This window comes from Propioniciclava coleopterorum (genome assembly GCF_011393335.1).
GTDB classification, from domain to species: domain Bacteria; phylum Actinomycetota; class Actinomycetes; order Propionibacteriales; family Propionibacteriaceae; genus Propioniciclava; species Propioniciclava coleopterorum.
This window is the reverse complement of record NZ_CP049865.1, coordinates 2,068,621-2,092,099: the sequence shown is the minus strand read 5'-3', so window position 1 is coordinate 2,092,099 and position 23,479 is coordinate 2,068,621. Positions and strand designations below refer to the sequence as shown.

23 protein-coding genes and 1 pseudogene are annotated in these 23,479 nt (G+C 72.6%); 16 read left to right on the top strand and 8 right to left on the bottom strand.

Annotated features, from left to right (window positions below; all coding sequences use genetic code 11):
* Positions 1 to 107: 107 nt before the first annotated feature.
* Entirely contained in the window at positions 108 to 695 is a 588-nt protein-coding gene (locus G7070_RS10035; protein ID WP_166233625.1) for an MFS transporter, read from the bottom strand.
* 890 nt (positions 696 to 1,585) lie between these two features.
* On the opposite strand from G7070_RS10035, the gene G7070_RS10030 reads away from it, so the two are divergent.
* Entirely contained in the window at positions 1,586 to 1,912 is a 327-nt protein-coding gene (locus G7070_RS10030; RefSeq protein WP_166233624.1) for a hypothetical protein, read from the top strand.
* Positions 1,894 to 2,229: a hypothetical protein gene (locus tag G7070_RS10025; RefSeq protein ID WP_166233623.1), complete on the top strand. Its 336-nt coding sequence runs from the start codon at positions 1,894 to 1,896 to the stop codon at positions 2,227 to 2,229. The genes G7070_RS10030 and G7070_RS10025 overlap by 19 nt, the downstream gene beginning before the upstream one ends.
* Positions 2,230 to 2,280: 51 nt before the next feature.
* Here G7070_RS10025 and G7070_RS10020 read toward each other — a convergent pair whose 3' ends face one another.
* The 5 genes from G7070_RS10020 to G7070_RS19585 all read right to left on the bottom strand — a co-directional run bounded on the left by G7070_RS10020 (position 2,281) and on the right by G7070_RS19585 (position 7,054).
* Positions 2,281 to 2,547, bottom strand: a complete 267-nt coding sequence (locus G7070_RS10020) for an AbrB/MazE/SpoVT family DNA-binding domain-containing protein (RefSeq protein WP_166233622.1) — start codon at positions 2,545 to 2,547, stop codon at positions 2,281 to 2,283.
* Between the two features lie 23 nt (positions 2,548 to 2,570).
* The gene (locus G7070_RS10015; protein ID WP_166233621.1) at positions 2,571 to 3,620 is read right to left on the bottom strand and encodes an alpha/beta fold hydrolase; all 1,050 of its coding nucleotides are present in this window, start codon (positions 3,618 to 3,620) and stop codon (positions 2,571 to 2,573) included.
* Positions 3,621 to 3,802: 182 nt separating this feature from the next.
* The gene (locus G7070_RS10010; RefSeq protein WP_348981458.1) at positions 3,803 to 6,031 is read right to left on the bottom strand and encodes a heavy metal translocating P-type ATPase; all 2,229 of its coding nucleotides are present in this window, start codon (positions 6,029 to 6,031) and stop codon (positions 3,803 to 3,805) included.
* A gap of 134 nt (positions 6,032 to 6,165) precedes the next feature.
* A complete protein-coding gene (locus G7070_RS18705; protein WP_246226997.1) occupies positions 6,166 to 6,576 on the bottom strand; it encodes a heavy-metal-associated domain-containing protein in 411 nt (136 codons plus the stop codon).
* Between the two features lie 46 nt (positions 6,577 to 6,622).
* A complete protein-coding gene (locus tag G7070_RS19585; RefSeq protein WP_348981457.1) occupies positions 6,623 to 7,054 on the bottom strand; it encodes a metal-sensitive transcriptional regulator in 432 nt (143 codons plus the stop codon).
* Between the two features lie 554 nt (positions 7,055 to 7,608).
* Here G7070_RS19585 and dnaB point away from each other — a divergent pair.
* The 7 genes from dnaB (at position 7,609) to G7070_RS09965 (ending at position 14,882) form a co-directional block, all read left to right on the top strand.
* Positions 7,609 to 8,979 (top strand): replicative DNA helicase, encoded by a 1,371-nt coding sequence (gene dnaB / locus G7070_RS09995; RefSeq protein ID WP_206080123.1) that lies wholly within the window; start codon positions 7,609 to 7,611, stop codon positions 8,977 to 8,979.
* Positions 8,980 to 8,991: 12 nt separating this feature from the next.
* On the top strand, positions 8,992 to 9,573 hold the full coding sequence (locus tag G7070_RS09990) for a hypothetical protein (protein ID WP_166233620.1): 582 nt from the start codon (positions 8,992 to 8,994) through the stop codon (positions 9,571 to 9,573).
* Positions 9,574 to 9,787: 214 nt separating this feature from the next.
* The gene (locus G7070_RS09985; protein ID WP_166233619.1) at positions 9,788 to 9,985 is read left to right on the top strand and encodes a hypothetical protein; all 198 of its coding nucleotides are present in this window, start codon (positions 9,788 to 9,790) and stop codon (positions 9,983 to 9,985) included.
* A 67-nt stretch (positions 9,986 to 10,052) separates the two neighbouring features.
* On the top strand, positions 10,053 to 10,445 hold the full coding sequence (locus G7070_RS09980) for a VOC family protein (protein ID WP_166233618.1): 393 nt from the start codon (positions 10,053 to 10,055) through the stop codon (positions 10,443 to 10,445).
* A gap of 20 nt (positions 10,446 to 10,465) precedes the next feature.
* Positions 10,466 to 11,026, top strand: coding sequence for a dihydrofolate reductase family protein (locus G7070_RS09975; protein WP_166233617.1), 561 nt, complete (start codon positions 10,466 to 10,468; stop codon positions 11,024 to 11,026).
* 237 nt (positions 11,027 to 11,263) lie between these two features.
* On the top strand, positions 11,264 to 13,396 hold the full coding sequence (gene helR / locus G7070_RS09970; RefSeq protein WP_166233616.1) for an RNA polymerase recycling motor ATPase HelR: 2,133 nt from the start codon (positions 11,264 to 11,266) through the stop codon (positions 13,394 to 13,396).
* Positions 13,397 to 13,496: 100 nt separating this feature from the next.
* Positions 13,497 to 14,882, top strand: coding sequence for an AAA family ATPase (locus G7070_RS09965; protein WP_166233615.1), 1,386 nt, complete (start codon positions 13,497 to 13,499; stop codon positions 14,880 to 14,882).
* Positions 14,883 to 14,922: 40 nt separating this feature from the next.
* Here G7070_RS09965 and G7070_RS09960 read toward each other — a convergent pair whose 3' ends face one another.
* A complete protein-coding gene (locus G7070_RS09960; RefSeq protein WP_166233614.1) occupies positions 14,923 to 15,456 on the bottom strand; it encodes a hypothetical protein in 534 nt (177 codons plus the stop codon).
* Positions 15,457 to 15,696: 240 nt separating this feature from the next.
* Positions 15,697 to 16,383: a hypothetical protein gene (locus G7070_RS09955; RefSeq protein ID WP_166233613.1), complete on the bottom strand. Its 687-nt coding sequence runs from the start codon at positions 16,381 to 16,383 to the stop codon at positions 15,697 to 15,699.
* A 29-nt stretch (positions 16,384 to 16,412) separates the two neighbouring features.
* Between G7070_RS09955 and G7070_RS09950 the strand changes: the two genes are divergently transcribed.
* From G7070_RS09950 to G7070_RS18690, 7 genes and pseudogenes are all read left to right on the top strand, one after another.
* The gene (locus tag G7070_RS09950) at positions 16,413 to 17,228 is read left to right on the top strand and encodes a DeoR/GlpR family DNA-binding transcription regulator (RefSeq protein ID WP_166233612.1); all 816 of its coding nucleotides are present in this window, start codon (positions 16,413 to 16,415) and stop codon (positions 17,226 to 17,228) included.
* A gap of 717 nt (positions 17,229 to 17,945) precedes the next feature.
* Complete coding sequence (locus tag G7070_RS09945) at positions 17,946 to 20,588, top strand: pectate lyase family protein (protein ID WP_166233611.1); 2,643 nt, start codon at positions 17,946 to 17,948, stop codon at positions 20,586 to 20,588.
* Between the two features lie 500 nt (positions 20,589 to 21,088).
* Positions 21,089 to 21,823 carry a hypothetical protein gene (locus tag G7070_RS09940; RefSeq protein WP_166233610.1) on the top strand — a complete coding sequence of 245 codons (735 nt, stop codon included), beginning with the start codon at positions 21,089 to 21,091 and terminating at the stop codon, positions 21,821 to 21,823.
* A 179-nt stretch (positions 21,824 to 22,002) separates the two neighbouring features.
* Positions 22,003 to 22,587 carry a dihydrofolate reductase family protein gene (locus G7070_RS09935; protein ID WP_166233609.1) on the top strand — a complete coding sequence of 195 codons (585 nt, stop codon included), beginning with the start codon at positions 22,003 to 22,005 and terminating at the stop codon, positions 22,585 to 22,587.
* Between the two features lie 25 nt (positions 22,588 to 22,612).
* A complete protein-coding gene (locus G7070_RS18700; RefSeq protein ID WP_246226994.1) occupies positions 22,613 to 23,038 on the top strand; it encodes a DNA-formamidopyrimidine glycosylase family protein in 426 nt (141 codons plus the stop codon).
* A gap of 5 nt (positions 23,039 to 23,043) precedes the next feature.
* A pseudogene (locus G7070_RS18695) lies at positions 23,044 to 23,181 on the top strand (DNA glycosylase); the annotation flags it as partial.
* Positions 23,182 to 23,202: 21 nt separating this feature from the next.
* A complete protein-coding gene (locus tag G7070_RS18690; protein ID WP_246227846.1) occupies positions 23,203 to 23,379 on the top strand; it encodes a zinc finger domain-containing protein in 177 nt (58 codons plus the stop codon).
* Positions 23,380 to 23,479 lie beyond the last annotated feature (100 nt).

The window sequence follows — 23,479 nt, the reverse complement described above, 5'->3', positions numbered from 1 at the left end:
GTCCTCGGGACCGACGTCGCCCCGGGCTGCTGCTGGAGCAGAGCCTGCTGCGGGTGCGCTGGCTGATCTCTCGGCGGCGGCGTCCGCACGCCTCCTGAGGGTCCGGCTCAGACCACGGACTCGGCGCGGCGGTGCCGGCGGGCGATCCAGCCGAAGGCCGCGGCCGGGATGATGAGCAGGCCCGCGACCAGGGCGAGGCCGCCGAACCCGAGCGCGGCGAGCAGCGGGCCGCTGATGAGGGCCATGACGGCGCCGCCGTAGTTCATCAGCGCGTCCGTGGCGCCCTGCAGCGGCACCCGCAGCGCGCCGGCGTTCACCCCGGCGAGCAGCACCGACGCGGAGATCGTGGAGGCGGACCAGCCGAGCCCCAGCAGGATGAGGGCGGCCATCACGACCGCCAGCGACGCCGACCCGACGAACACGAGCGCTGCCGAGGCGCCGAGCATGATCAGTCCGACCAGGGCGGTCCTGAGGGGACCGGCGCGGTCGGCCATCCAGCCGAAGACCGGGCTGAGCGCGTACATGCCGAGGATGTGCAGGCTGATGACCAGGCCCACGATGCGCAGCCCCTCGCCCTCGTGCCCCAGGTGCACCGGGGTCATCGACATGATGCCGACCATCACCGCGTGGGCGATCACCAGCAGCAGCACCGCGAACCGGGCGACCGGGTGGGCCATCGCCCAGCGCAGCGCCATGAGGGCGCCCGGGCGCAGCCCGGCGGCAGGGTCGGGGCCGGGATGGGGGCGGAGCCGGGCGCGGGGCCGGGGGCTCGCCGTAGGCAGGCCTCGAGGTGGAGGCACCGTACGCCGGCGTCGGAACGGGGGTCCCGGACACCGGGGCCGGGACGCCACCGAACGCCGACGTCGCGGTGCCCGCGGCTGGCGGCTGAACCGGCGTGGTCGGGCCAGGGGTCGGCGCCGCGGCGGCGTCCGGTGCGTCCGGGGCGGGTGGGATCGAGCCGGCCGGGGCGGCGCCGGCGCGTCCGTAGACCGCGACGACCACGAGCGCGGCGAGGGCGAAGGCGAGCAGCGAGAACAGGTAGGGGCCGGCGAGCGGGTTGAGTCCGAGACGTTGCCCCAGTTCGGCGCCGGACTCGCTCAGGTTCGGGCCGACCACCGAGCCGATGGTGGTCGCCCACACGACGATCGACATGGTGCGGCCGCGGGTGGCGCGCGGGGCGGCGTCCGAGGCGGCGTAGCGGGACTGGAGGTTCGTCGCCTGGGCGAATCCGAAGGCGGTGACGCCCACCAGTGTCAGCCACAGCCACCCCCGGGGTGGCGCCGGCCAGGATCCCGACCGCGCCGAGGGCGGCGATGACGTAGCCGACCCCGAGCGCCATGCGGCGGCCGCGGCGGGCGGCGAGGTTGGCGAGCGGGACGGCGGCGACGGCGGCGCCGAGCACCGACATTGCCTGCCCAAGACCCGCGACGGCGGTCCCGCCGAGGCTGGCGACCAGGAGCGCCCCCACCGCAACACCCGAAGCCACCCCCACGCCGCCGAGGATGTTGGTGAGGATCAGCGCCGCGATCGGGCGGGTTGCGGAGGACGACACCGGGACACCGTAGCGCCGTGAAACGATCAGGGCATGGCCAGCCCACCCCTGGACCGCGCCCCCGTTCCGCCGGGCGTGACGACGCTGCAGCGCTTCACCGTGCGGCCGGGACACCTGGACGCCTGGCTTGGGGTGTGGCCGCGCGAGGTCGCCGCGCGCCGCCGGCACGGGTTCGTGCTGCACCGGGCGTTCGTCGAGACCGACGCCGAGCCGAAGGTGACCGCGCTGTGGTCGCACCCGGACCACGTCCGCGGGGCGCCGCCCTGGCGACCGACCCGGACGCGCTGGCGGTCGGCCGGTCAGCGGCGCCGCACGTCTTCGGCAACCTGGTGGAGCGGCCGGTGCGCGTCGAGCTGCTGACCACCCCGGACGCCGCGGGCGAGGCCGGCACGGTGGTGATGCGCCGGTACTCGATCCTGGGCTGGCCGGGCTTCCTGGACCTGTGGCGCCGGGTCGTCCCGCTCCGGGAGCGGCACGGGTTCCGGGTGCTCTTCGCGGTGTCGGACGAGCCCCACGACCTGTTCACGTGGGCGTTCGACTTCTCGGGCGCCTGGGAGGACTTCCCGGACGCGCAGCGCGGCTACTACCGCGATCCGGCGCGCGTGGAGTTGCGCGGCGTCTTCGACCACATGGCCGACTACGCCCTGCACCCGGCCCGCCCGCTCCCGCTGGGCTGAGCGCCCGACTTCCGTCAAGCCTGTCGGCGTCGCTGTGGTGTGACGCGCCGGTCAGACAGAAGGGTCCTTCGGCGGGAACGGGGGCGCAGCGTGGTCGAGCGCGGCATCCGTGAACCCGCGGAACACGTCGTTGCGGACAATGGCGATCCCCCGCTCGACGTCAGCGAGCAGCAGAAGCGTGTCACCTGGCCGGATCCCGAACATGTCACGTGCGTCCTGCGGGATCACGATCTGCCCCTTGGCGCCCACCTTGACCGTGGCCGCGAGCCGCCCGGCAGGAGGCGGCCCGGACGGAATGGTGAAGTGCTGATCCGGCATGCGCCCATTCTCCCCCACGCGGCTCACGGAAGCCGAGCGGCGAGCCCGTCGACGAGCCGGATGAAGTGGGCGGGATCCTCGACGTGGAAGCCATGGCCCGTATCGGTCTTGACGAACTCCACGCCCCGGATGAGCGCCCGCGCGCGCGCCGCCTCCTCCTCCCCCATCGCCGCCATCAGGATTCCGTCCTCGTCGTAGGAGACCCGGGTGTGCACCAGCGTCGACGGCACGTCGATGGACGCCAGCGTCGCGGCCTGGTCCCAGGTCGCGTCCCAACTGGCGGTGTGGAAGGCATCGCCGAAATGGGGATCGTAGGCCGCCAGGCCGCGCACGGACTCGTTCATCACCGGGGGCATGGCCCAGTACCTGATCGGCTGGCCAGGATGCCGCGTGTGATAGTCACGTCCCTGTTGCCTGAACCAGTCGGCCGAGTCACCGAAGAACCGCCATATCCGCTGATGCTCGTTCACGTAGGCCACGAAGTCGCCGCCACCCTCGGCGAGAAAAGTATGCGCGGTGGTGGCCAGGTCGACGTAGTTCCAGGTGGTCGCCGCCCGCGGCAGCGTGGTGGTGAAGAAGGGCGGGTCCTCCAGCAGGACGCCCCGGACGTCGGGGTGATGGGCCGCGAGCCACGCGGCGAGATGCCCTCCCGAGGAGTGCCCGGACACGATGACGGGCCCACGGACCACCTGGTCCAGGAATGCCCCGAGTTGCACTCCGTGGCCGGCGGCGTCGTAGAGAGCAGGATCGTGCGCGGAGCGTCCGTGGCCGAAGCAATCGACGGCGTACACGTGGTAGCGGCGCGCCAACTCCGGGAGGACACCCGCGTAGCTCTTCCAGTCGGTGGACTGGCCATGGATCAGGAGCAGCGCCGGCCCGTTGTCCGGGCCCTCACCGTAGGCGATCGCGCGCCCGTTCACGGTCGCGGTTCGCTCCACGAAGCCGGCCCGCTCCACGGCGACCAGGGCCCGGTCGGACGCCGTCAGGTTGTTCCACACTCCCCACCCCGCCCAGGTGCCCAACCCGAGAGCGAGCGCTCCGGCGGAGGCCACCACCACTTTCCAGGTCTTCATGCCCAACTCCTGTCATACCAGTAGCCCTAGTATAACTGGCGACTGCGAGGGTGCCGGCCCGATCACTCGCAAGCGACAGTCAGCGGGGACACTTTCCGACGAACCGCGATACTGCCGCGACGGGCGTCGACGACGGGGCCGGAACCGGCGGCTCCGGCCCGTCGCGCGGCCCCGGGATCCCCCTAGTCGGAGATCGGCCGGAACCGCCGCAGCAGCAGCGAGTTGGACACCACGAACACCGAACTGAACGCCATGGCGGCGCCGGCGATCATCGGGGTGAGCAGGCCGAACGCGGCCAGCGGGATGGCGGCCACGTTGTAGGCGAACGCCCAGAACAGGTTCGTCCGGATGGTGCGCAGCGTGGCGCGGGAGAGCCGGACGGCGTCCACGACCAGCATGAGGTCGGGACGCATCACCACGATGCCGGCGGCCTCCTTCGCGGCGTCGGTGCCCGAGCCCATCGCGATCCCCAGATCGGACGCCGCGAGCGCGGCCGCGTCGTTGACGCCGTCGCCGACCATCGCGACCTGCCCCACCTCGGCCTGCAGGTCGCGGATCGCCGCGACCTTGCCGTCGGGACGCACGTCCGCCAGCACCCGGTCGATGCCGACGTCGGCGGCGACCGCCCGGGCGGCGCGCTCGTTGTCGCCGGTGATCAGCACCGGGGTCAGCCCCAGTTCCTTCAGGTGCGCGACCGCCTCGCGCGACGTCGGCTTCACGGTGTCGGCGAGCGCGATCACGCCCACCGGGCGTCCGGCGCGCACCACGACGACCGCGGTCTCGCCGCGGCCCTGGGACGCGTCGACCGCCTCGGCCAGCGCGGCGGGCAGGGCCGCCACGGCGTCCGGACGCGAGACGGCCACGTCGACGCCGTCCACGCGCGTGCGGACCCCTTCGCCGGGGACGTTCTCGAAGGCGTCCAGGACGCCCAGCCCGCCCTCGGACGCCGCCGCGACGATCGCCTGCGCGAGCGGATGCTCGGAGCCGGACTCGGCCGTCCCGGCCCAGCGGAGCAGTTCGGCGTCCGCGATGCCGGCCGCCGGCACCGTGCCGACGACGCGGAGTTCGCCGGTGGTGACGGTGCCGGTCTTGTCCAGGGCGATGGCGCGCACCGAGCGGGCGCGCTCGAGCACGTCGGGCCCGGAGATGATGACGCCCATGCGGGCGCCGCGTCCGGTGCCGACGAGCAGGGCCGTGGGGGTGGCCAGCCCCAGGGCGCAGGGGCAGGCGATGATCAGGACGGCGACGGCGGCGGTGGCGGCGAACAGGGCGGTCTCGCCGGCGAGCAGCCAGCCCACCAGCGTGAGCGCGGCGATGCCGAGCACGATCGGGACGAACACCCCGGAAATCCGGTCGGCGAGCGCCTGGACGGGCGCCTTGCGGGTCTGGGCCTCCTCGACCATGCGGGCCATGCGGGAGAGTTCGGTGTCCTCCCCCAACGCGGTGGCGCGGACGACGAGGCGCCCGTTGACGTTGACGGTGGCGCCGATGACGTGGTCGCCGGGCAGCTTGTCGACCGGCAGGGACTCCCCGGTGACCATCGACTCGTCGACCGCGGAGCCGCCGGAGACGACCTCGCCGTCGGTGGCGATCTTCTCCCCGGGGCGCACGACGAACTCCTCGCCGAGCTTGAGGAAGTCGATCGGCAGCCGCTCCTCCTTACCGCGGCGCAGCACGGTGACCTCGGACGCCCCCAGCGTGAGCAGCGCCCGCAGCGCCTCCGACGACTGGGTGCGGGCGCGGGCCTCGAACAGCCGTCCGGCGAGCAGGAACGCCACGATGCCGACGACGGCCTCGAAGTAGATGGCGGCGCCGTCAGAGTGCCCGATGCTGAACTCGAAGGGGTGCGTGTAGTGCAGGTCGCCGGCGTGGGTGAACAGCAGCGCCCACACCGAATACCAGTAGGCGGCCGACGTCCCCAGCGAGATGAGGGTGTCCATGGTGGTGGCGCCGTGGCGCAGGTTGACCCAGGCGGAGTGGTGGAAGCGCCGGGCGGCCCAGAAGTAGACCGGGGTGGTCAGGATCAGGGAGGTCCACGTCCAGCCGGGCAGCTGCAGGGCGGGGATCATCGCCATGGCGATGACCGGGAGGCCGAGGGCGGCGGCCAGCAGCAGGTCGCGGCGCAGCGGGGCGACGCGGTCGACCTCGGGCGCGGCGGGGTCGGGCGCCTTGGCGCCGTAGCCGGTCTTCTCGACGACGCCGATGAGCTCGTCGAGGCTGAGCGCGGTCGGGGCCAGGATCTTGGCCTTCTCGGTGGCGTAGTTGACCGAGGCGGTCACGCCGTCGACCTTGTTGAGCTTCTTCTCGATGCGGGCCGCGCAGGACGCGCAGGTCATGCCGCTGATGTCGAGCTCGAGCGACGCGCGCCGGTCGGGGTCGGTGGTGACGGGGGTGGTGGTCCGGGTGGACACGGTGGTGCTCCTTCGTGCGGAGGGCCGGCGTGTGGTCGCCCCGGGGGCGAGGACGGGCCGGTCCTGGCGGTTGGGATCTTCAGTTGTGGGACGCCGGGGCGCCCGCGGGCCGGTCGCCCGGCCCGCTGCCTGCCTCAGGAGACGGAGTAGTCCCCGGCTTCGGCGACGGCCTCGACGATGCGGTCGAAGTCGACCGGCGCGTCGGAGATGACCTTGAGCGAACCCGACTCCAGGTCGACGCTCACCTCGGTGACGCCGGGGATGGCGGACACCTCCTCGGTGACCGCGTTGACGCAGTGGCCGCACGTCATGCCGGAGACGGTGTACTGCCCGACGGTGGCGCCGGCCGGGGCGTCGGACGTGTCCTTGGCGACCGGGGACTCCTCACCGCAGGTGCAGGGTCCGCCGTCCTGGCAGCCGCAGGTGCAGTCGGCGCCGCACGCACAGGTCGGCTGCGCCTGCTCGGTCGCCGCCTCCTCGTGGCCGCCGCAGCCGCAGTTGCAGCCGCCGCCGGTCGCGTTGGCGTCCTTGATGCTCAGATCCACGATCTCTACTCCTCGTTGCTGTGAACAGTGGTGGGTGTCAGGGGGTTCAGCTGCGGACCAACCGGGCGATCGCCTCGGAGGCCTCCTGGATCTTGTCCTCGGCGGCCTGGCCGCCCTCGCGCGCGGCCGAGACGACGCAGTGCGCCATGTGGTCCTCGAGCAGTTCCAGGGCCACCGACTGCAGGGCCTTCGTCATCGCGGAGACCTGGGTGAGGATGTCGATGCAGTACTTCTCCTCCTCGACCATGCGCTGCAGGCCGCGGGCCTGGCCCTCGATGCGGCGCAGGCGGCGGAGGTAGTTGTCCTTGGCGGTGATGTAGCCGTGCTGGTGGGCGGCGTCCGGATCGTCGGGGTGGCAGCAGCCCTCGGCCTGCTCGGCCTGCTCGGGCGCGGACTCGAGCGTCGGCTGCGGGGTGTCGTCGGTGGCCAGCGTGCTGGCGTCGTTCGGCACCTCCGGCATGGCGATGTCGTCGTTCATGTGTTGCCTCCTGACGGGCTCAACCATACCCCATGGGGGTTTATTCCACGGGGCGTTACGGGCAGTCACCCCCTAGTTTCACGCGCGCGGGGCGCGGATCAAACCCCACCGCCGCAGCCGGGGCGGGGACGCCTCCCCGTCACCCACAGGGGTGCCCGATTCCTGTGGACAACCGCGCCCCGGACGCCCCCATAGCACCCCCGGGTCGGGAGACGTCAACTCGGCTTCCGCCGACGAGGAAGAGTGAAAATCCGCCCGTCACCCACAGGCGGATCGGACCGTTTTCCCTTGTCAGGGCGTGGTTGCTGCGTTCAGTTGCCGGGGCGGGCCCACCGCGTCCGGCGTGTCGTGCACAGGGGGTGCGGCGTGGGTCCACACCTATCCACATTTCATCCACAGGCGGAGGTTGATGGAGGGTTTGTGGGACGCCTCCGGGCGGGCTACGTTCGGATGATCCCGTCACCGTGGCCCCCACACGCGCCGCCGACGTGCGGGAACTGTCGGAGGCGGCGCCTAGCGTCGCGATCGTGAAGGAAGGGACGCATCACATGTCGATGGACCAGCAGGGATCGTGGTCCGACAATGTCGTCCCCTTCGGGCGGTCCGGCGGTGGCTCCGATCGGACGCCGCCGCAGGATCTGCCCGCCGAGCAGAGCGTGCTCGGGGCGATGCTGCTGAGCAAGGACGCGATCGGCGAGGTCACCGAGGTGCTCAAGGGCCGCGACTTCTACCGGCCCGCGCACGAGTACATCTACGACGCGATCATGGATCAGTACGGCCGCGGCGAGCCCGTCGACGCGATCACCGTCGCCGACAACCTGAGCAAGAAGGGCCAGATCCAGCAGATCGGCGGCCACATCTACCTGCACGAGCTCGTGTCGGCGGTGTCGGTGACGGCGAACGCCACCTACTACGCCGAGATCGTGCGCGACAAGGCGATCCTGCGCCGGCTCGTCGACGCGTCGCTGAAAATCAGCCAGATGGGCTACCAGGCCGAGGGCGACGTGGTGAACATCGTCGACGCCGCCCAGCAGGCGATCTTCGAGGTCGCCGAAAACCGGGCCTCGGAGGACTATCAGCCGCTGTCGGAGCTCGTCGAGGTCACCCTGGACGAGATCGAGGCGCTGGCCCAGCACGGCCAGATGGCCGGCGTCCCGACCGGCTTCATCGACCTCGACCACCTCACCAACGGCCTGCACCCGGGCCAGATGATCATCGTCGCGGCGCGTCCGGGCATGGGTAAGTCCACCCTCGGCCTTGATTTCGCGCGGGCGGCGTCCATCAAGCACGGGCTGTGCAGCGTCTTCTTCAGCCTGGAGATGACCAAGTCCGAGATCGTGATGCGTCTCCTGGCCGCCGAGTCCGGCGTCCCCATGGGCGCGATCCGCAAGGGCGACATGACCGAGGAGTACTGGAGCCGGATCTCGGCCAAGACCTCCCAGGTCAGCCGGGCCCCGCTGTTCATCGACGACTCCCCCAACCTGACGATGATGGAGATCCGCTCCAAGGCGCGGCGCCTGAAGCAGCGCATGGATCTCAAGCTGATCATCATCGACTACATGCAGCTGATGACCTCCGGCAAGAAGGTCGAGTCCCGCCAGCTGGAGGTTTCGGAGTTCTCCCGCCAGATCAAGCTGCTGGCCAAGGAACTCGAGGTGCCCGTGGTGGCGCTGTCCCAGCTCAACCGTGGCCCGGAGTCCCGCACCGACAAGAAGCCGATGCTGTCCGACCTGCGTGAGTCCGGCTCGTTGGAGCAGGACGCCGACGTGGTCATCCTGCTGCACCGCGAAGACGCCTACGACAAGCAGTCCCCCCGCGCCGGCGAGGCCGACTTCATCGTCGCCAAGCACCGCAACGGCGCCACCGACGTGCTGCCCGTCGCCTTCCAGGGCGCGTTGAGCCGCTTCGTCGACATGCAGCGGTAGTGATGCACCACCGTGATCGATGACGCCTTCATCGCGTGGGTCGATGAGTCCGGCTCGAACACGCGGGACGACCCCGGCACGTACATCATGGGGGCCGCCATCACGACCCTGCGGCAGTGTGAGCCGACCCGTCTCGCCATGGCGGGGCTGCTCCTCCCCGGCCAGGTCAAGCTCCACTGGCGCGATGAGCAGTCGCGTCGCCAGGCCCGGATCACGGAAACGCTCGCTGCACTCGACATCGAACACCTCGTGGTGGTCACCTCACCTCACGAGGTTCACGCCACATCGGAGCGTCGCCGACGGCTCACCTTGGGAGTGCTCTTCCCCGAACTGGCAGGCCTGGGTGTGGACCAGGTCATCCTCGAATCGCGGGGTCCCAAGGACGATCAACGCGACCGGCAGATGCTCGACCACCTTCGCCAGCGGCGCCTCCTCAACAGCACCATGCGGATCGACCACCAAGTGGGCCGAGACGAACCTTTGCTGTGGATTCCTGACGCCTTGTGCGGCATGGTCACGGCCCGACGTTGCGGGGAACCGGAGCTCTTCGACCGGCTCGCCAGCAAGATCACATTCATCGAGCGCGCGCCGTAGGCACTGAGCCCGAACAACGCGAAACCCGGGCCCTGTCGTCCGGCAGGAAATCCCGGGTTCACTTCCAGCACTCACCGCAGTGGCCTGGCTTGCTTTCATGATGCCAGACCGCTTCCACCCGGGCAACCAAACCTCATTGCACCGCTAGGTGACCCCGTCGCGATCAGCCTGCACATGACCATCGATCGCCTCCCGCATCGGTGTTCCGCCCGTCATGCGCCTCCAAGAGGTCCGCTACGGCACCGGGGCGGAGTGGTACGGCAGCGACTCGCTGTTCGGCCCCGACGGCGTCTACCGACGCTGCGACAGCCTGGTCCCGTTCGCGCCGGGCGACTTCTGGCGCATCGACCTCATGGCTCGCGACCAGGAGGACCGGTATGCGCCCGTGGTCCCCTACGACGACTTCCAGTGACCCGGACCGCTGGTCCCGCGGCACCGCGGGCGTTCCCGAATCGGCGCGCGCGTCGTAGCGTGGACGCATGACCGGTCTCACCCCGTACCTCTTCCTCGACGGCACCGCCCGCGAAGCGCTCACGTTCTACCAGGGCGTCTTCGGCGGCGAACTGGTCCTGCACACCTACGCGGACTTCGGGCGCGACACCCGCCCGGACGCCATCGCGCACGGGATGCTCAACGGTCCCGTGGACCTGTTCGCCACCGACGCGGACGAGGGCGACGCATCCCTGCGCGTCGACGGCCTGCTCTTCGCGCTGCTCGGGACGGCAGAACCGGCGGTGCTCGAGGAGTGGTTCGCCGACCTCGCCGAGGGAGGCGAGATCCTCGACCCGCTGCAGGTGCGCCCGTGGGGCGACCACGACGGCCAGGTCCGCGACCGGTTCGGCGTCACCTGGCTGATCGGCTATCAGGGCTGACGAACATCGGGAGGTGCGTCATGCGCACACTGACCATCGACTTCATCATCTCCCTCGACGGGTACGCCGCCGCCGAGGGGTGGCCGGGGTTCTGGGGCATGGAGGGGCCCGAGTACCTGGCCTGGCTGGCGGACCAACCCGAGCATGCGCTGCTCATGGGGGCGACCACGTACCGGCTGATGTCGGGCTTCGCGGCCGCCGGGGAGGACGATCCCCTCGCCGCGACCCCGAAGTACGTGTTCTCCTCGACGCTGCGCGAGCCGCTCGCCTGGCCGAACACCACGCTGGTGACGGGGGACGCCGTCGCGGCGGTGCGAGCGCTCAAGGAGCAGGACGGGCCGCCTCTGAGCACCCTCGGCAGCCTGAGCCTGTGCCGGGCACTCCTCGATGCGGGCCTGGTCGACCGGTTCCGCGTGGTCATCTTCCCGGTCATCACCGGGCTGACGGGGCGCGAGCGGATCTTCGACGGCTACCCCGACCTGCTGCTCGATCTGGTGCAGAGCCGGACCTTCGACGCGGGCATCCAACTGCTGGAGTACGTGCCGCGCCCCGTGGAGGCGCCGCCGGGTCCCGCGGCGTGATCCGCGCGCGTCGACGCATGCTCTGATCCCTGGGGTTGCGTCTCCAGGGTTGTGTCTCCGCAGGCTGCCTCTCGGGGTTGTGGAGACCTCGCGCCGCGGACCCGCGGACCCGCGAGCGTCCCTGCACTTCAAATCTATAGACCCACCGGGGGCTTGCCGCAAGGCCCTCCCCGGCGCGCATACTCGGTAGCCGTCGCCGCCCCGACGGGCGCGACGAGCACCGACCCAGGAGCACCCGTGAGCGATCCGATCTTCCACCTTCCCCCTCGCCTGGCCGCCAAGGCCGACCCCTCTCGCATCGGCGCCGACGAGGCGCACCTGTCCCGCGTCGCCGCCACGCTGGACGCCCAGGCCGCCGCGCTGGCGTCCGACCTCGACCGGCTCCGCGCCGAGCCCGCCGGACGCGGCCGCAAGGCCCTGGACCGCGACCTCGACATCCACCGCCTGTCCGGACGCCTCGGCATCCTGCGCCGGTTCGGGCGCGACGTGTGCCTGGGCCGCGTCGTCGCCCCCGACGGGACGGTTACCTTCATCGGCCGGATCGGCGCGACCGGCCCCGAGGAGGAGCCGCTGCTCATCGACTGGCGGACCCCGGCGGCCGAACCCTTCTTCGCCGCCACCGCCGCCGAGCCCCGCGGCGTCGCGAGCCGGCGACGGTACCGGTGGTCGCTGGGCCGGATCGTCGACTACTGGGACGAACTCCTCCACCCCGACGCCGGCCCGGCCGCCCGCGCCGGTCTGGCGCTCGACGACGACTCCGCCTTCCTGGCGAGCCTCGGGGAGCGCCGGACGGGCCGGATGCGCGACGTCCTCACCACCATCGCCGCCGACCAGGACGCGGTGATCCGGGCCGACTCCCGCGGCGCGCTGGTCGTCGAGGGTGGCCCGGGCACCGGCAAGACCGTCGCCGCCCTGCACCGGGCCGCCTACCTGCTCTACGCCGACCCCCGGCTGGGCGGCCATCGCGGCGGCGTCCTGGTGGTCGGCCCCCACCAGCCCTACCTCGACTACGTCGCGGACGTGCTGCCGAGCCTCGGCGAGGAGGGGGTGCGCACCTGCACGCCGGCCGACCTGGTCCCCGAAGCGGCGGACGCGATCCCCGAACCCGACCCGCGCGTGGCCGCGCTGAAGGCGTCCCTGCCGCTGGTGGCGGCGATCGAGCCGGCGGTGGCGCTGTACGAGGAACCGCCGACCGACGACACCGCGCTCGAGACCGGCTGGGGCGACGTGGCGGTGACGGCCGACGACTGGGCGCAGGCGTTCGCCGAGGTCGACCCGGGCACGCCGCACAACGAGGCCCGCGACGACGTGTGGGACGCCCTGCTCACCCAACTCGTCGAGCGCGAGGCCGGCGAGGAGCCCGACGAACTGCGCGCCGACCTGGCCCGCAACGCCGAACTCCGCGACCAGTTCCGCACCGCCTGGCCGATCCTGCACGCCGACGACCTCGTCGCCGACCTGTGGGCCGTGCCCGCCTACCTGCGCCGCTGCGTCCCGGGCATCGACCCCGAGGACGCCCGCGCGCTGCGGCGTCCCGAGGGCTCACCGTGGACCGACGCCGACCTGCCCCTGCTGGACGCCATGCGCGCCCGGCTGGGCGACCCGCAGTTCTCCGCGAAGCAGCAGGAGCGCCGTGCCAGTCTGGCCCGCGACCGCGCGGAGATGGACGAGGTGGTCGACTACCTGCTGCGCACCGACGACGACCCCGACAGCGGCCTGCAGTACCTGCGCCGCGCCAGCATCCGGGAGGCGCTGGTCGACGAGTCCGGGTTCGACGACGGTCGCGACCCGCTCGCGGGGCCGTTCGCGCACATCGTCGTCGACGAGGCCCAGGAGCTCACCGACGCGCAGTGGGCGATGCTGATCCGCCGCTGCCCGTCGCGGAGCTTCACGATCGTGGGCGACCGCGCGCAGGCCCGCGGCGGCTTCGCCGAAGCCTGGGAGGACCGGCTCGGACGCCTCGGCTTCGACCACGTCCGGCGCGCCGAGCTGACGGTGAACTACCGCACCCCGCAGGAGGTGATGGACGTCGCCGCGCCGATCATCCTCGCCGCCCTGCCCGACGCCTCGGTGCCGACGTCGATCCGCCGCGCCGGCATCCCGGTGCGCCACGGGTCGCCGGGCGACCTGGACGCCGTGGTGTCCGACTGGCTCGCCACCCACGACGGGGTCGCCTGCATCATCGGCACCGGGCCGCTGCCCGCGCCGCGCGAGCGGGTCCTCGCGCTGCCGCCCGAGCAGGCCAAGGGCCTCGAGTTCGACCTGGTCGTCCTGCTCGATCCGGACGCCTTCGGCCCCGGCGTCGCCGGCGCGGTGGACCGCTACGTCGCGATGACCCGCGCCACCCAGGAGCTCGTGCTCCTCCGCTGACGGGCACACCGCGCCGCGGCGGCGTCCGGCCGCGGCGCGGCCCCGCACGAGGTGGAGCCCTCCCCTCTCGGCGGGACGCGCGCGTCCCTACGCTGCCGCCATGACCGGCACCCCTGAGACCGAGACGCTCGACACCCTGAAGCAACTGCTCGACATCGTGCAGCGGCACAGCCTCTCCACGGGCGGGGAACCGCTGACCGCCCGGCTCAGCGCGCACCTGGGCGCCGACGCCGCCGCCGTGCCCGTGGTGGCCGACCGGATCCCCGCCCACCGCTACGTCGACGCCGACATCGCCCTCGAGATGCTCGCCGACCGCGACCCGGACGCCGTGCTCATCGGCGTCACGGGGGACATGCGGCACCACGCGGAGTTCGCCGACATGCTGCAGCGGCACGCGTTCGCCCACACGTCGGTGGGGCCGGTCGACTACGCGAGTCTCCCGACGGGTCCCGACACCGAGCGGACCTGCCTGGGGTTCGGCGTCCGGCTGTTCCGCTACGACGGGCAGCCCGTCGCGGTGCTGCTGCGACAACCCAACCCCCGCTACGGACGCGAGCAGGCGGGCCTGGAGGTGCTGTGCTCCGACCGGACGGTCGCCCAGCGACTGCTGGCCGAACTCCGGGCGCTCTCCATCGAGCACAGCGTGCTGCGCGGCCAGGTCATCACCCTGGACGCCACCGGCTACGAGGCGACGGCGAACGGGGTCACGTTCGTCCAGCGTCCCGAGCTGCCCGCCGAGGACGTCATCCTTCCGGCCGGCGTCCTGGACCGCATCCGCGAGCAGGTCATCGGCTTCGCCGCCCACACCGACGCGCTGCGCGCCCAAGGGCAGCACCTCAAGCGCGGGCTGCTGCTGTACGGTCCGCCCGGCTCGGGCAAGACCCACACCGTCCGCCACCTGCTCAGCGGGACGCCGGAGCACACGGTGGTGCTGCTGTCGGGCGAGACGCTGCGCGCGATCGGGCTCGCGGCGGGGCTCGCGCGCAAGCTGGAACCCGCGATCGTCGTCCTGGAGGACTGCGACCTGATCGCGTCCGACCGCGACATGATGGGCGGCCTCAAGCCGCTGCTGTTCGAGGTGCTGGACGCGATGGACGGCCTCGACCCGGACGCCGACGTCACCTTCCTGCTCACGACCAACCGCGTCGACGACATGGAGCGGGCCCTGACCCAGCGTCCCGGCCGGATCGACCTGGCCATGGAGATCCCCCTGCCGGACGACGAGGGCCGCCGCCGGCTGCTGCGGCTGTACTCCCCCGCCCCCGACACGTTCAGCGACGCCGGGATCGCCGAGGCGGCGACGGCGACCGAGGGGACGACGGCCTCCTTCGCGCGCGAACTCGTCCGCCGGGCCGTGCTGCTCGCCACCATCGCGGGCGAGCCGCCCGGCGACGCCCACCTGGCGGCGGCCACCTCCGCGATGCTCGCTTCTGCGTCCACGCTGGCGCGGCTGATGTCCCCGGGCGCCCACGACCACACGGTGTAGCGCCGCTCCACGGGCCTCGTTCGCCGGGCCGGAGGTCCCGCTACAACTTCGGCAGCGCCATCAGGGCGGAGACGACGGCGAAACCCAGCAGTGAGAAGCCCAGGACGGGACCGACGAGCCGGCTGGTGGGCCGGTCGTCGGCGCGCAGGCGCGGCACCAGCCACACCAGGACGCCGGTCAGGACGAGCCCGAGCACCACGTTGGCGGGGTCGGAGAGGATGAAGCCGAGCGGGATGAAGTGGACGGCGACGACCATGCCCACCCACCAGGCGATCCACCGGGAGGCGCCGCGGCGCGCCAGGACGATCGCGCCGACGCCGGCGGCGACCACCTCCGCCGCCACGAGCGCGGTGTACCAGCCGAGCCGGGTGTCGAGCGCGGCGGGCTCGCTCCAGTGCCGCGCCACCTGGATGCCGAAGAAGACGGCCAGGCCGAGGCCGACGACCGACGCGATGCCCAGCCACACCCGCAGCTTCTTCGGCGGCGCCTCCTGCGACCATCCCAGCCAGACGAACGCCATGAGGCCGTACCAGCCGACGGTGAACAGATGGTCGCGGAGGAACTCGGTGAACATGCAGTCTCCTGGGCTCGGGGGTGAGTCCCGGCGCGCGGCGCCTCGCCGCGGCCGTCCTGAACCACCACCCTAACCAGACGCGCCTCGCCGCCGCGCACACGCCCAGTCGCCCCCGTATGCAGCGAGCCGCCCCGCTCGCGTCAGCCGCCCACGGTGCAACGGGGGCGACTGCCGCAAACGTGGGCGCGGCGGCGCGCGCCCGGCCGCGGGCGGCGAGCGTCGCTCACGCCGGCGCGAGGCTCACGCGGGGCGGAGCACCGCGGCGGTGCGGCGCAGCCCCTCGGACTGGAAGCGCTCCACTGCCCCGGCCAGCCGGGCGGCCCAGCCGACGCCCGATAGCGCGCCGCCCGATGCCGGGACGTCGCCCGCGGCGTCCGGGACGTCGCCGAAGACGCGTCCCAGGGTGAGCGGCAGGATCCCAGCCAGGACCGCCTCGTCGTGCGGGCCGTGCCGGTCGGGCAGGAGCGCCGCGCAACTCAGCGCCGGGACGCCCATCGCGTGCGCGGCGCCCGCGAGCCCGTAGGCGGTCAGGTCGCCGAGCACCGGCTTCACCGGCACCTGCGCCATCAGCAACTGCACGACCGCCTCACCCTCGGAGTAGTCGGTGACGTAGCACCACGGGACGCCGAGCAGGTCGAGCAGCCACAGCAGTTGCCGGGCGGCGTTGAGGCCGTCGGTGTCCTCGCCGGACACCTCGGGCGCGAGGCCGGCGGCGTGCCGGACGTCGGTGCGCAGCCCCGTCGGACGCGCGGGACGTGGGGCCGCGCCCGCTTCGACCGCCCAGCCCGTCGGCACCCGGGAGGCGCGCAGCCCCGGGTCGACGATCGCCTCCACGGCCACCACGACGCCGCCCATCTCGAGCACGTCCTGCAGTCCCCTCCGCCACGGCCGATTCATGATCGTTCCCTTCGCTCGTCCGCTGGTCATGACCCCATGGTTCATGCTCAAATGATCATGTGCAACGATCATCTCGCCACAAAGTGATCATTCGGGCGATCGGCCACCAGCCCGTCTCCGTCGAGGCCCTGTCCGAGCTCACGGGCGCCTCCGGGGTCACGATCCGCCGCGACCTGGCCGACCTCGAGGGCCGCGGCCTGCTCCGGCGCATCCACGGGGGCGCGGTCCGCGTCCACCAGCGGGGCACGCCGATGCCGCACCACGTCCGCGCCGCCGAGGAACACGACCTGAAGGCGGCGATCGCCCGCGTGGCCGCCGCGCTGGTGGAGCCGGACCAGTCGATCATCCTCGACAACGGCACCACCACGGTGGCGGTGGCCCACGAACTGCGCGGCCGCCCCCTCACCGCCCTGTGCCTGTCACTGCACACCGCCGTGGTGCTGGGCACCGACCCGGCCTGCCAGGTCGTCACGCCGGGCGGCCCCCTCCTGCCCGACACCCTCGCGGCCGGCGCGGCGGCGTCCATCGACGCGATCCGGAACGTCCGCGCCGACCTCGCCTTCATCGGCGCCTGCGCCGCCTCGCCCACCCACGGCCTCACCACGACGACCTGGGAGGACGCCCGCATCAAGCGCGAGATGCGCGCGGCCGCCAACCGGGTCGTCCTGCTGGCGACCGGCACCAAGCTCACGCGCACCTCGTCGTTCCGGTTCGCCGATCTGGACGACCTGGACGACCTCGTGACCACCCCGGACGCCCCGGCCGCCCTGCTCGACGGCTTCCGGGCGGCGGGCGTGGCCGTCCACATCGCCGACCCCACCGTGGACGCCGGCGCCCCTCGGCCGCATCCGGACCAGCCGACCGGCCAGGGGTGAGGGCACACCCGGACCCGATCGTGATCGCGGCCAGGTACGAGTCAACGGCCAATCCGTCCCGCCGCGCGATCGCCGACGTGCGGGTGCCGACCCGCATGGCCGGCAGGCACTCTCCTCGCCAGGGAGCCTCTCCTCGCTCATCTCGGCGATTGGGGCGCACACGTCGCTCTGGTGCCCCGACTGGACGCCGCGCACCGCCCGGTTTGCGCTGACAAGGGCACCCGCGGAAGGCGACTCCTTCTCGGGGCACCAGAACGACAGCAAGGGCCCCGGCACCCGGCGCTTCCCAGTTCACGCCCATCGGATGACGAAGGACTCGTCGCCGGGTCTGCCCGAAGGCCGGGCGCCTCCGCGACGCGGCCAAGACGCGGGTGCCCCGCTCCGCTACGCATCATGGCGATCGCACGCGCTCCGCCACGCCGGCGCAGTCGCCCCCCTTTGTGGCAGATGCCCCCTTTCCTACGGGGGCGACTGCACCGAACGCGGGCGACTCGTCCCAAACGCGGGCGACTCGTCACAAACGCGAGCGACTCGTCACAAACGCGAGCGACTCGTCACAAACGCGAGCGACTCGTCACAAACGCAAGCGACTCGTCACAAACGCGAGCGACTCGTCACAAACGCGGGCGGCGCGACGATTCAGAGGCGAGCCCTTCCCGGCGCCCGAAGGCCGTGCTGGCGTCCCGGCAACCGCTTTCTTGTCGAAGGAGCTTCCCTATGGGAGTGAAGAGATCCCTCGGCATCCTGACGAGCGCCCTGCTCGCCGTCAGCATGCTCCCCGCCCTGGCCACCACCGCGCGCGCCGCGGAAGCGCAGGCCAGCGGCGGGACCTGGTTCGAGTCCGCGCACGCCACCTGGACCGGCGACGCCGCCGATTACCGGGTCTTCGTGCGGACGACCGGCGCGTTCGACTGGCGCGACGGCAGCCCGATCACCGGCTGGCTCGCCTCCTGGGAGGAGGCCGACGCCGAACTCGTGCGCGAGGTCGATCCGGCCCGCAACACCTGGCGCGTCGACGTGCCGGGGCTGCCGCGCGGCGGCTACGACCTGCAGGTGCGCGCCACCGACGGCGCCACCGTGCTCCACACCCTCTCCGGCCTGACGACCGAGTCGTTCCCGCGCAACGGCGCGGCGTTCGTGCCCTCGACGCAGCGGGTCTCCGACTTCCCGGGCACCAACGCCGCCGCGCCGAACGGCGCCACCGGCGGCTACCTGCCCGACGGCCGCCTCGACCCGGCCGCGGTCGTGCGCTACGTGAGCCACGACACCATGGCGACCACGCTGCCCGCCGATGCCTTCACCGCGGGCCGCGGCGGCGCCGCGGACGCCCGCACCCCGCTGGTGATCCGCTTCCTGGGCACCGTCGGCTCCTTCGACACCGTCGCCGCGACCAAGGCCGGCGCCGGGGCAGTCGTGCCGCCGGCGGCCACCGACAGCCGCATGGTCGCGATCGGCAAGGGCAACGGCAACGTGACCGTCGAGGGCATCGGGCCCGACGCCACCCTGTTCGGCTGGGGCATCACCACCGCCGGCGCCCACAACGTCGAGTTCCGCAACCTCAACTTCGACCAGTGGTACGACGACGCCATCTACCTCGACGGCGGCGGCACCGGGACGCGCGGCTCGAACCTGTGGGTGCACCACAACACCCTGGGCTACGGCCAGAACAAGCACCTCGCGCTCGGCCAGGACCCCGACCAGGCCAAGGGCGACGGCGCGGTCGACATCTCCAACCACGCCCGCAACTACACCGTCGGCTACAACCACTTCGCCGGCAGCAGCAAGGCGATGCTCGTGGGCGGCGGCGCCGGATCGATCAGCGCCCACTACGGCACGATCCACCACAACTGGTTCCAGGGGTCCGAGGAGCGCACCCCGCGCGTCCGCAACGGGCGCGTCCACGTGTTCAACAACCTCTACGACCACATCCAGGGCCACCCGTACCACAACCAGTTGCTGGACCGGAACACCGGCTACGGCATCGGCGCCGGCCACAACGCCACGATCTGGGCCGAGGGCAACGTCTTCGACACGGTGAACTTCCCGTTCCTGCGCAGCCGCCAGGGCCACGCCCGCGGAAGCCAGACGATCGACTACGAGCCCGGGCCCGGCGAGTCCGCCACCGCGAACGCCGGCTTCAACCACTTCTTCGGCGACGCCCCGGGCTTCATCGTGACCCGTGAGGTCGCCACCGACGGCGACTTCCCCGCCGACGTGTCCGGCTTCCGGCGCGACTCCGACCTGCGACCCGGGCTGACCGAGGCCGCCCTGTCCGACCTCCGGGAGGCGGCGCTGGCGCTGCAGCCCAACGTCCTGGACGCCGCGTCCCGGGCGAACTTCGACCCCGACCTGGACATCGGCGTCGTCGTGGCGGCCGGCTCGACCACCACGAACCCGGCGATGACGACCAACCCGCCGGCCCAGTTCGACTGGTCGTTCCGCCCGAACGCGGGAGGCGTGTGGCCGACCGGCACCGACGCCCAGGCGGCCGCGCTGCGCACCGAGATCGAGACCCGGTCCGGCGCCCTCCCCGCGCCCGCGGCGACGCAGGCCCCGGTCGCACCGAGCGTCACCGACGTCACGATCAACGACGAGGTCCGCTCGGCGATCAGCGACTTCATCCCGGCTCCCGGCAAGGTCGTCGTCCATGAGGGCACCTTCACGGTCGTCTGGGCCGACCCCGACGTGACCACCACGCAGTACGAACTGCAGTGGGACCAGGGTCGCGGCGCCTGGACGTCGGTCGCGGACATCCCCGCCGGGCCTCGTCCCACGAGGTTCGTCACGGAGACGATGAACCAGTTCGCCACGCCGGAGACCGATTCGCTGCTCGCCACGGCGTCCGACCCGAACGGGATGTACGTGTTCCGGATCCGCGCCCTGAACGCGGCCGGGAGCAGCGGCTGGTCGGAGATCTTCGTGGTCAACGGCCACCGCGTCAGCTTCGACACCGGCGGCGGCTCGCCCATCGACGCCGTGGCGGTGCACGACGGCGCGACGGTCGAGCGGCCCGCCGACCCGACCCGGCCCGGGCACCGATTCACCGGCTGGTCCGTCGACGCCGCCTGCACGGCGCCGTACGACTTCGCGACGCCGGTCACCGACGACCTCACCCTGCACGCGTGCTGGGAGAGCCCCGCGTCCGTGGCGCCGACGGCCGTCGTGACGCGCGGGTCCGGCTCGTCGAACAGCCTCACCATCACCGTCACGGAGACCTATCCCAGCGGCGCCGTGGTCGAACTGACCGAGACCGTCACAATCCGCAACAACGCGGCCGGGACGTACCGGGTGGGTCAGTACCGCGTCTTCGTCGACACCAAGGGCAACACCCAGGTCCGGGAGATCCGCATCGTCGTCTGACCCCGATCGCCCGGCGGCGACCGCGCGTCGCAGCCGGGCGAGGGGACGCCGGCAGAACGACCAGATCTGTCAACACAGGGTTGACAGATATCCGAAACCGGGCCGAGAGTGGAGCATGCGCACCCCCCTCAGCATCGTCATCGCCGTCACGATCGTCGCTCTCGCGGTCCTGCTGGCCAGCCCCTTCGACGGCATCACCGCCCCGGACCTCGCCGTCGGAGCGCTCTGCGCCGTGGCGTTCGCGGTCGGCGCGTGGTTCGCGCCGGCATCCTTCGGCCGGGACGCCGCCCTGTTCGGCGCGCCCCGCACGCCACAGGCGTCCATGACGAAGATGGTCCAGTTCGTCGGCGGCGCCCTCGCGATGGTCATCGCCCACACCCTGCTGCACGCCCATCCGGGGTGGCGGTCATCGTCGGCATCGCGGTGGCGATCGGTGTCGGCGCCGTCAGCACCGCCGCGACGGCGTCCACCGCCTCTCGCCACGAGGACGACGCGCGCCCGTGACCCGACCCCACCCGCACGACCCCTTCCAGGGTGTCGCACTCCAGGGCCGCTCCGGCCCCGACTCCCCCACGGGGCACGCCCAGGATCGCCGCTACGGACCGTCGGGCGGCACCCCGGCCGCGCCGTCGGAGCGTGGGGACACGGCGGGCGGAGCGGCGGCCGAGGGCAGCCCCACCCTGGCGGCGATCCTCCGCGCCCGCGAGGCCGTCGCGGCGGCCGACATCGACCTGGGCAGGAGCGTCACCGCCGCCCACGACGCGGGACACACCTGGCAGGAGATCGCCGACACCCTGGGCGTCTCGCGGCAGGCCGCCTACAAGCGCTTCGCCCACGCCGAACTCGGCGACCCGACCACCACGGTCGCGCCGGATCACACGCCGACCGAGGCGGCGGCCCGGGACGCGGCCTCCCTGTTCGGGCGCGACGACCTGGCGTCCCTGAGGGCGCGGATGACGTCCACCTGCGCGCGGAGCCTCGGCGTGAAGCGACTGCGCACGGTGCGCGCTCAGATCGTGGACGCGATCGGGGCCCACGAGAGCATCGGCGCGGCGACCCTGCACCACCTGGACGGGGAGCCCCTTCGGGGCCGCGCGCCGGGGCCGATCGTGGGGCGGGTCGTCCTGCACCACGAGGAGGGCGACGCCGTCGCGCACGTCGCGCTGAACCGCCGGGGCCGCGTCCTGGGAATCACCGTCCGGATCGCGGGCGCCCCCGAGTCCTGGCCGCTCTGAGCAGGGGGATACCCACCCGGGCAGGGTGGGACGCCTTTTCTCACGGACCGCGGCGTGCCTACCATGGCGGCCACGGGACCACGTCCCGTGCCGACGTTCCGGCGGGTGGGCGGCCGCAGGCGACCCTTCCCGGAGGCCACCCTCGCCGGGGCTGTCGGGCTCCCCCATGAGGAGGCGCCATGCTGGCCACCTACACCGTCGACCTGTTCTCCACCCTGGACGGATACGGCGCCACCATCGGCGACTGGGGCGGCTACTGGGGCAAACAGGGCCCCGAACTGCTCGAACGTCGCCGGGAGCTCTACTCCGAGCCGCAGCTGATGGTCTTCGGCGCCGACACCTTCCGGATGTTCGTCGACTTCCTCGACCGCCGGGACGAGTTCCCCGACGTCGGCGACGCGTGGGTAAGCCTCATGACCCATCTCCCCGCGACCGTGATCTCGTCCACGCTGCGCGCCCCCCTGAACTGGCCGGACGCCTCCCTGGCGAGCGGCGACGCCGTCGAGGTCGTGACCGGGCTGAAGCAGGCCTCGCCGCTCCCGCTGCGTTCGCACGGCAGCCTGTCGCTGAACCGGGCGCTGCTCGCGGCGGGGCTGGTGGACCGGATCCAGGTGACGGTGTTCCCGGTGCTCACCGGGGACACCGGGACCGAGCCGCTGTTCGCCGGGGTGGACGACTACGACCTCGAACTGCTCGAGCACCGGGTCCTCGACGGCCGGACGCTCGAGTTGACCTACCGGCCCACGCTGCACGCCTGCGAGTGATTCCCGATGCGTCACCATGGGGGACATGCCCGAGGGTGACAGCGTCCTGCTCACCGCCCGCCGACTCGACCGGCTGAGCGGCGAGGTGCTGACCCGCGCCGAACTGCGCTGGCCCTCGGCGCCAGCGGCCCGCCTGGTGGGCCGCCGCGTCGTGGGTACCCGGAGCGTCGGCAAGCACCTCCTGACCAGGCTGGACGCCGCGGACGGGCCGCCGCTGACCCTGCACACGCACCTGCGGATGGACGGCTCGTGGCGCGTCTGGGCGACCGGCGAACGGCCGATCCCCGGCCCGCGGACGCTGGCGCGTGCCGTGCTCGTCACCGGGGCGCACGTGGCGGTGGGGTTCAGCCTCGGGATGCTCGACCTGGTGCCGACCGACCGCGAGGCGTCCCTGATCGGCCATCTGGGCCGGACGTCCTCGGCCCCGAGTGGGACGCCTCGGCGGCGCTAGCCCGGCTGCGCGCGGCGTCCGACCGCACGCTGGGGGACGCCCTGCTCGACCAGCGGATCCTCGCCGGCGTCGGGACCTACTGGGCGTCCGAGGCGCTGTTCCTGCAGGGCCTCCACCCGCTTACGCCGGTCGCGGCGGCCGACCCGGGCACCCTCGCCCGCCTGGTGGAGCGGCTGCCCTCGCTGCTGATGCTCGGACTGCGGCGGCGTCCGGAGCCGTTCGCGTACGGAAGGGCGCGGCGCCCCTGCCGGCGCTGCGGCACCCCGATCACGCGCGTGACGGTTGGGACGCCCCCGGAGCAGCGCGAACTGTTCGTCTGCCCCCACTGCCAGCCCGCCTGACAGGTCCGACAGCGAAACTCACGGCCCCGACCCCCTTGCCATCTCGGTACTCGGCGTTACTATGTACTGGTAGTCAGTGTCAGTGAGTAGCAGGAGGACG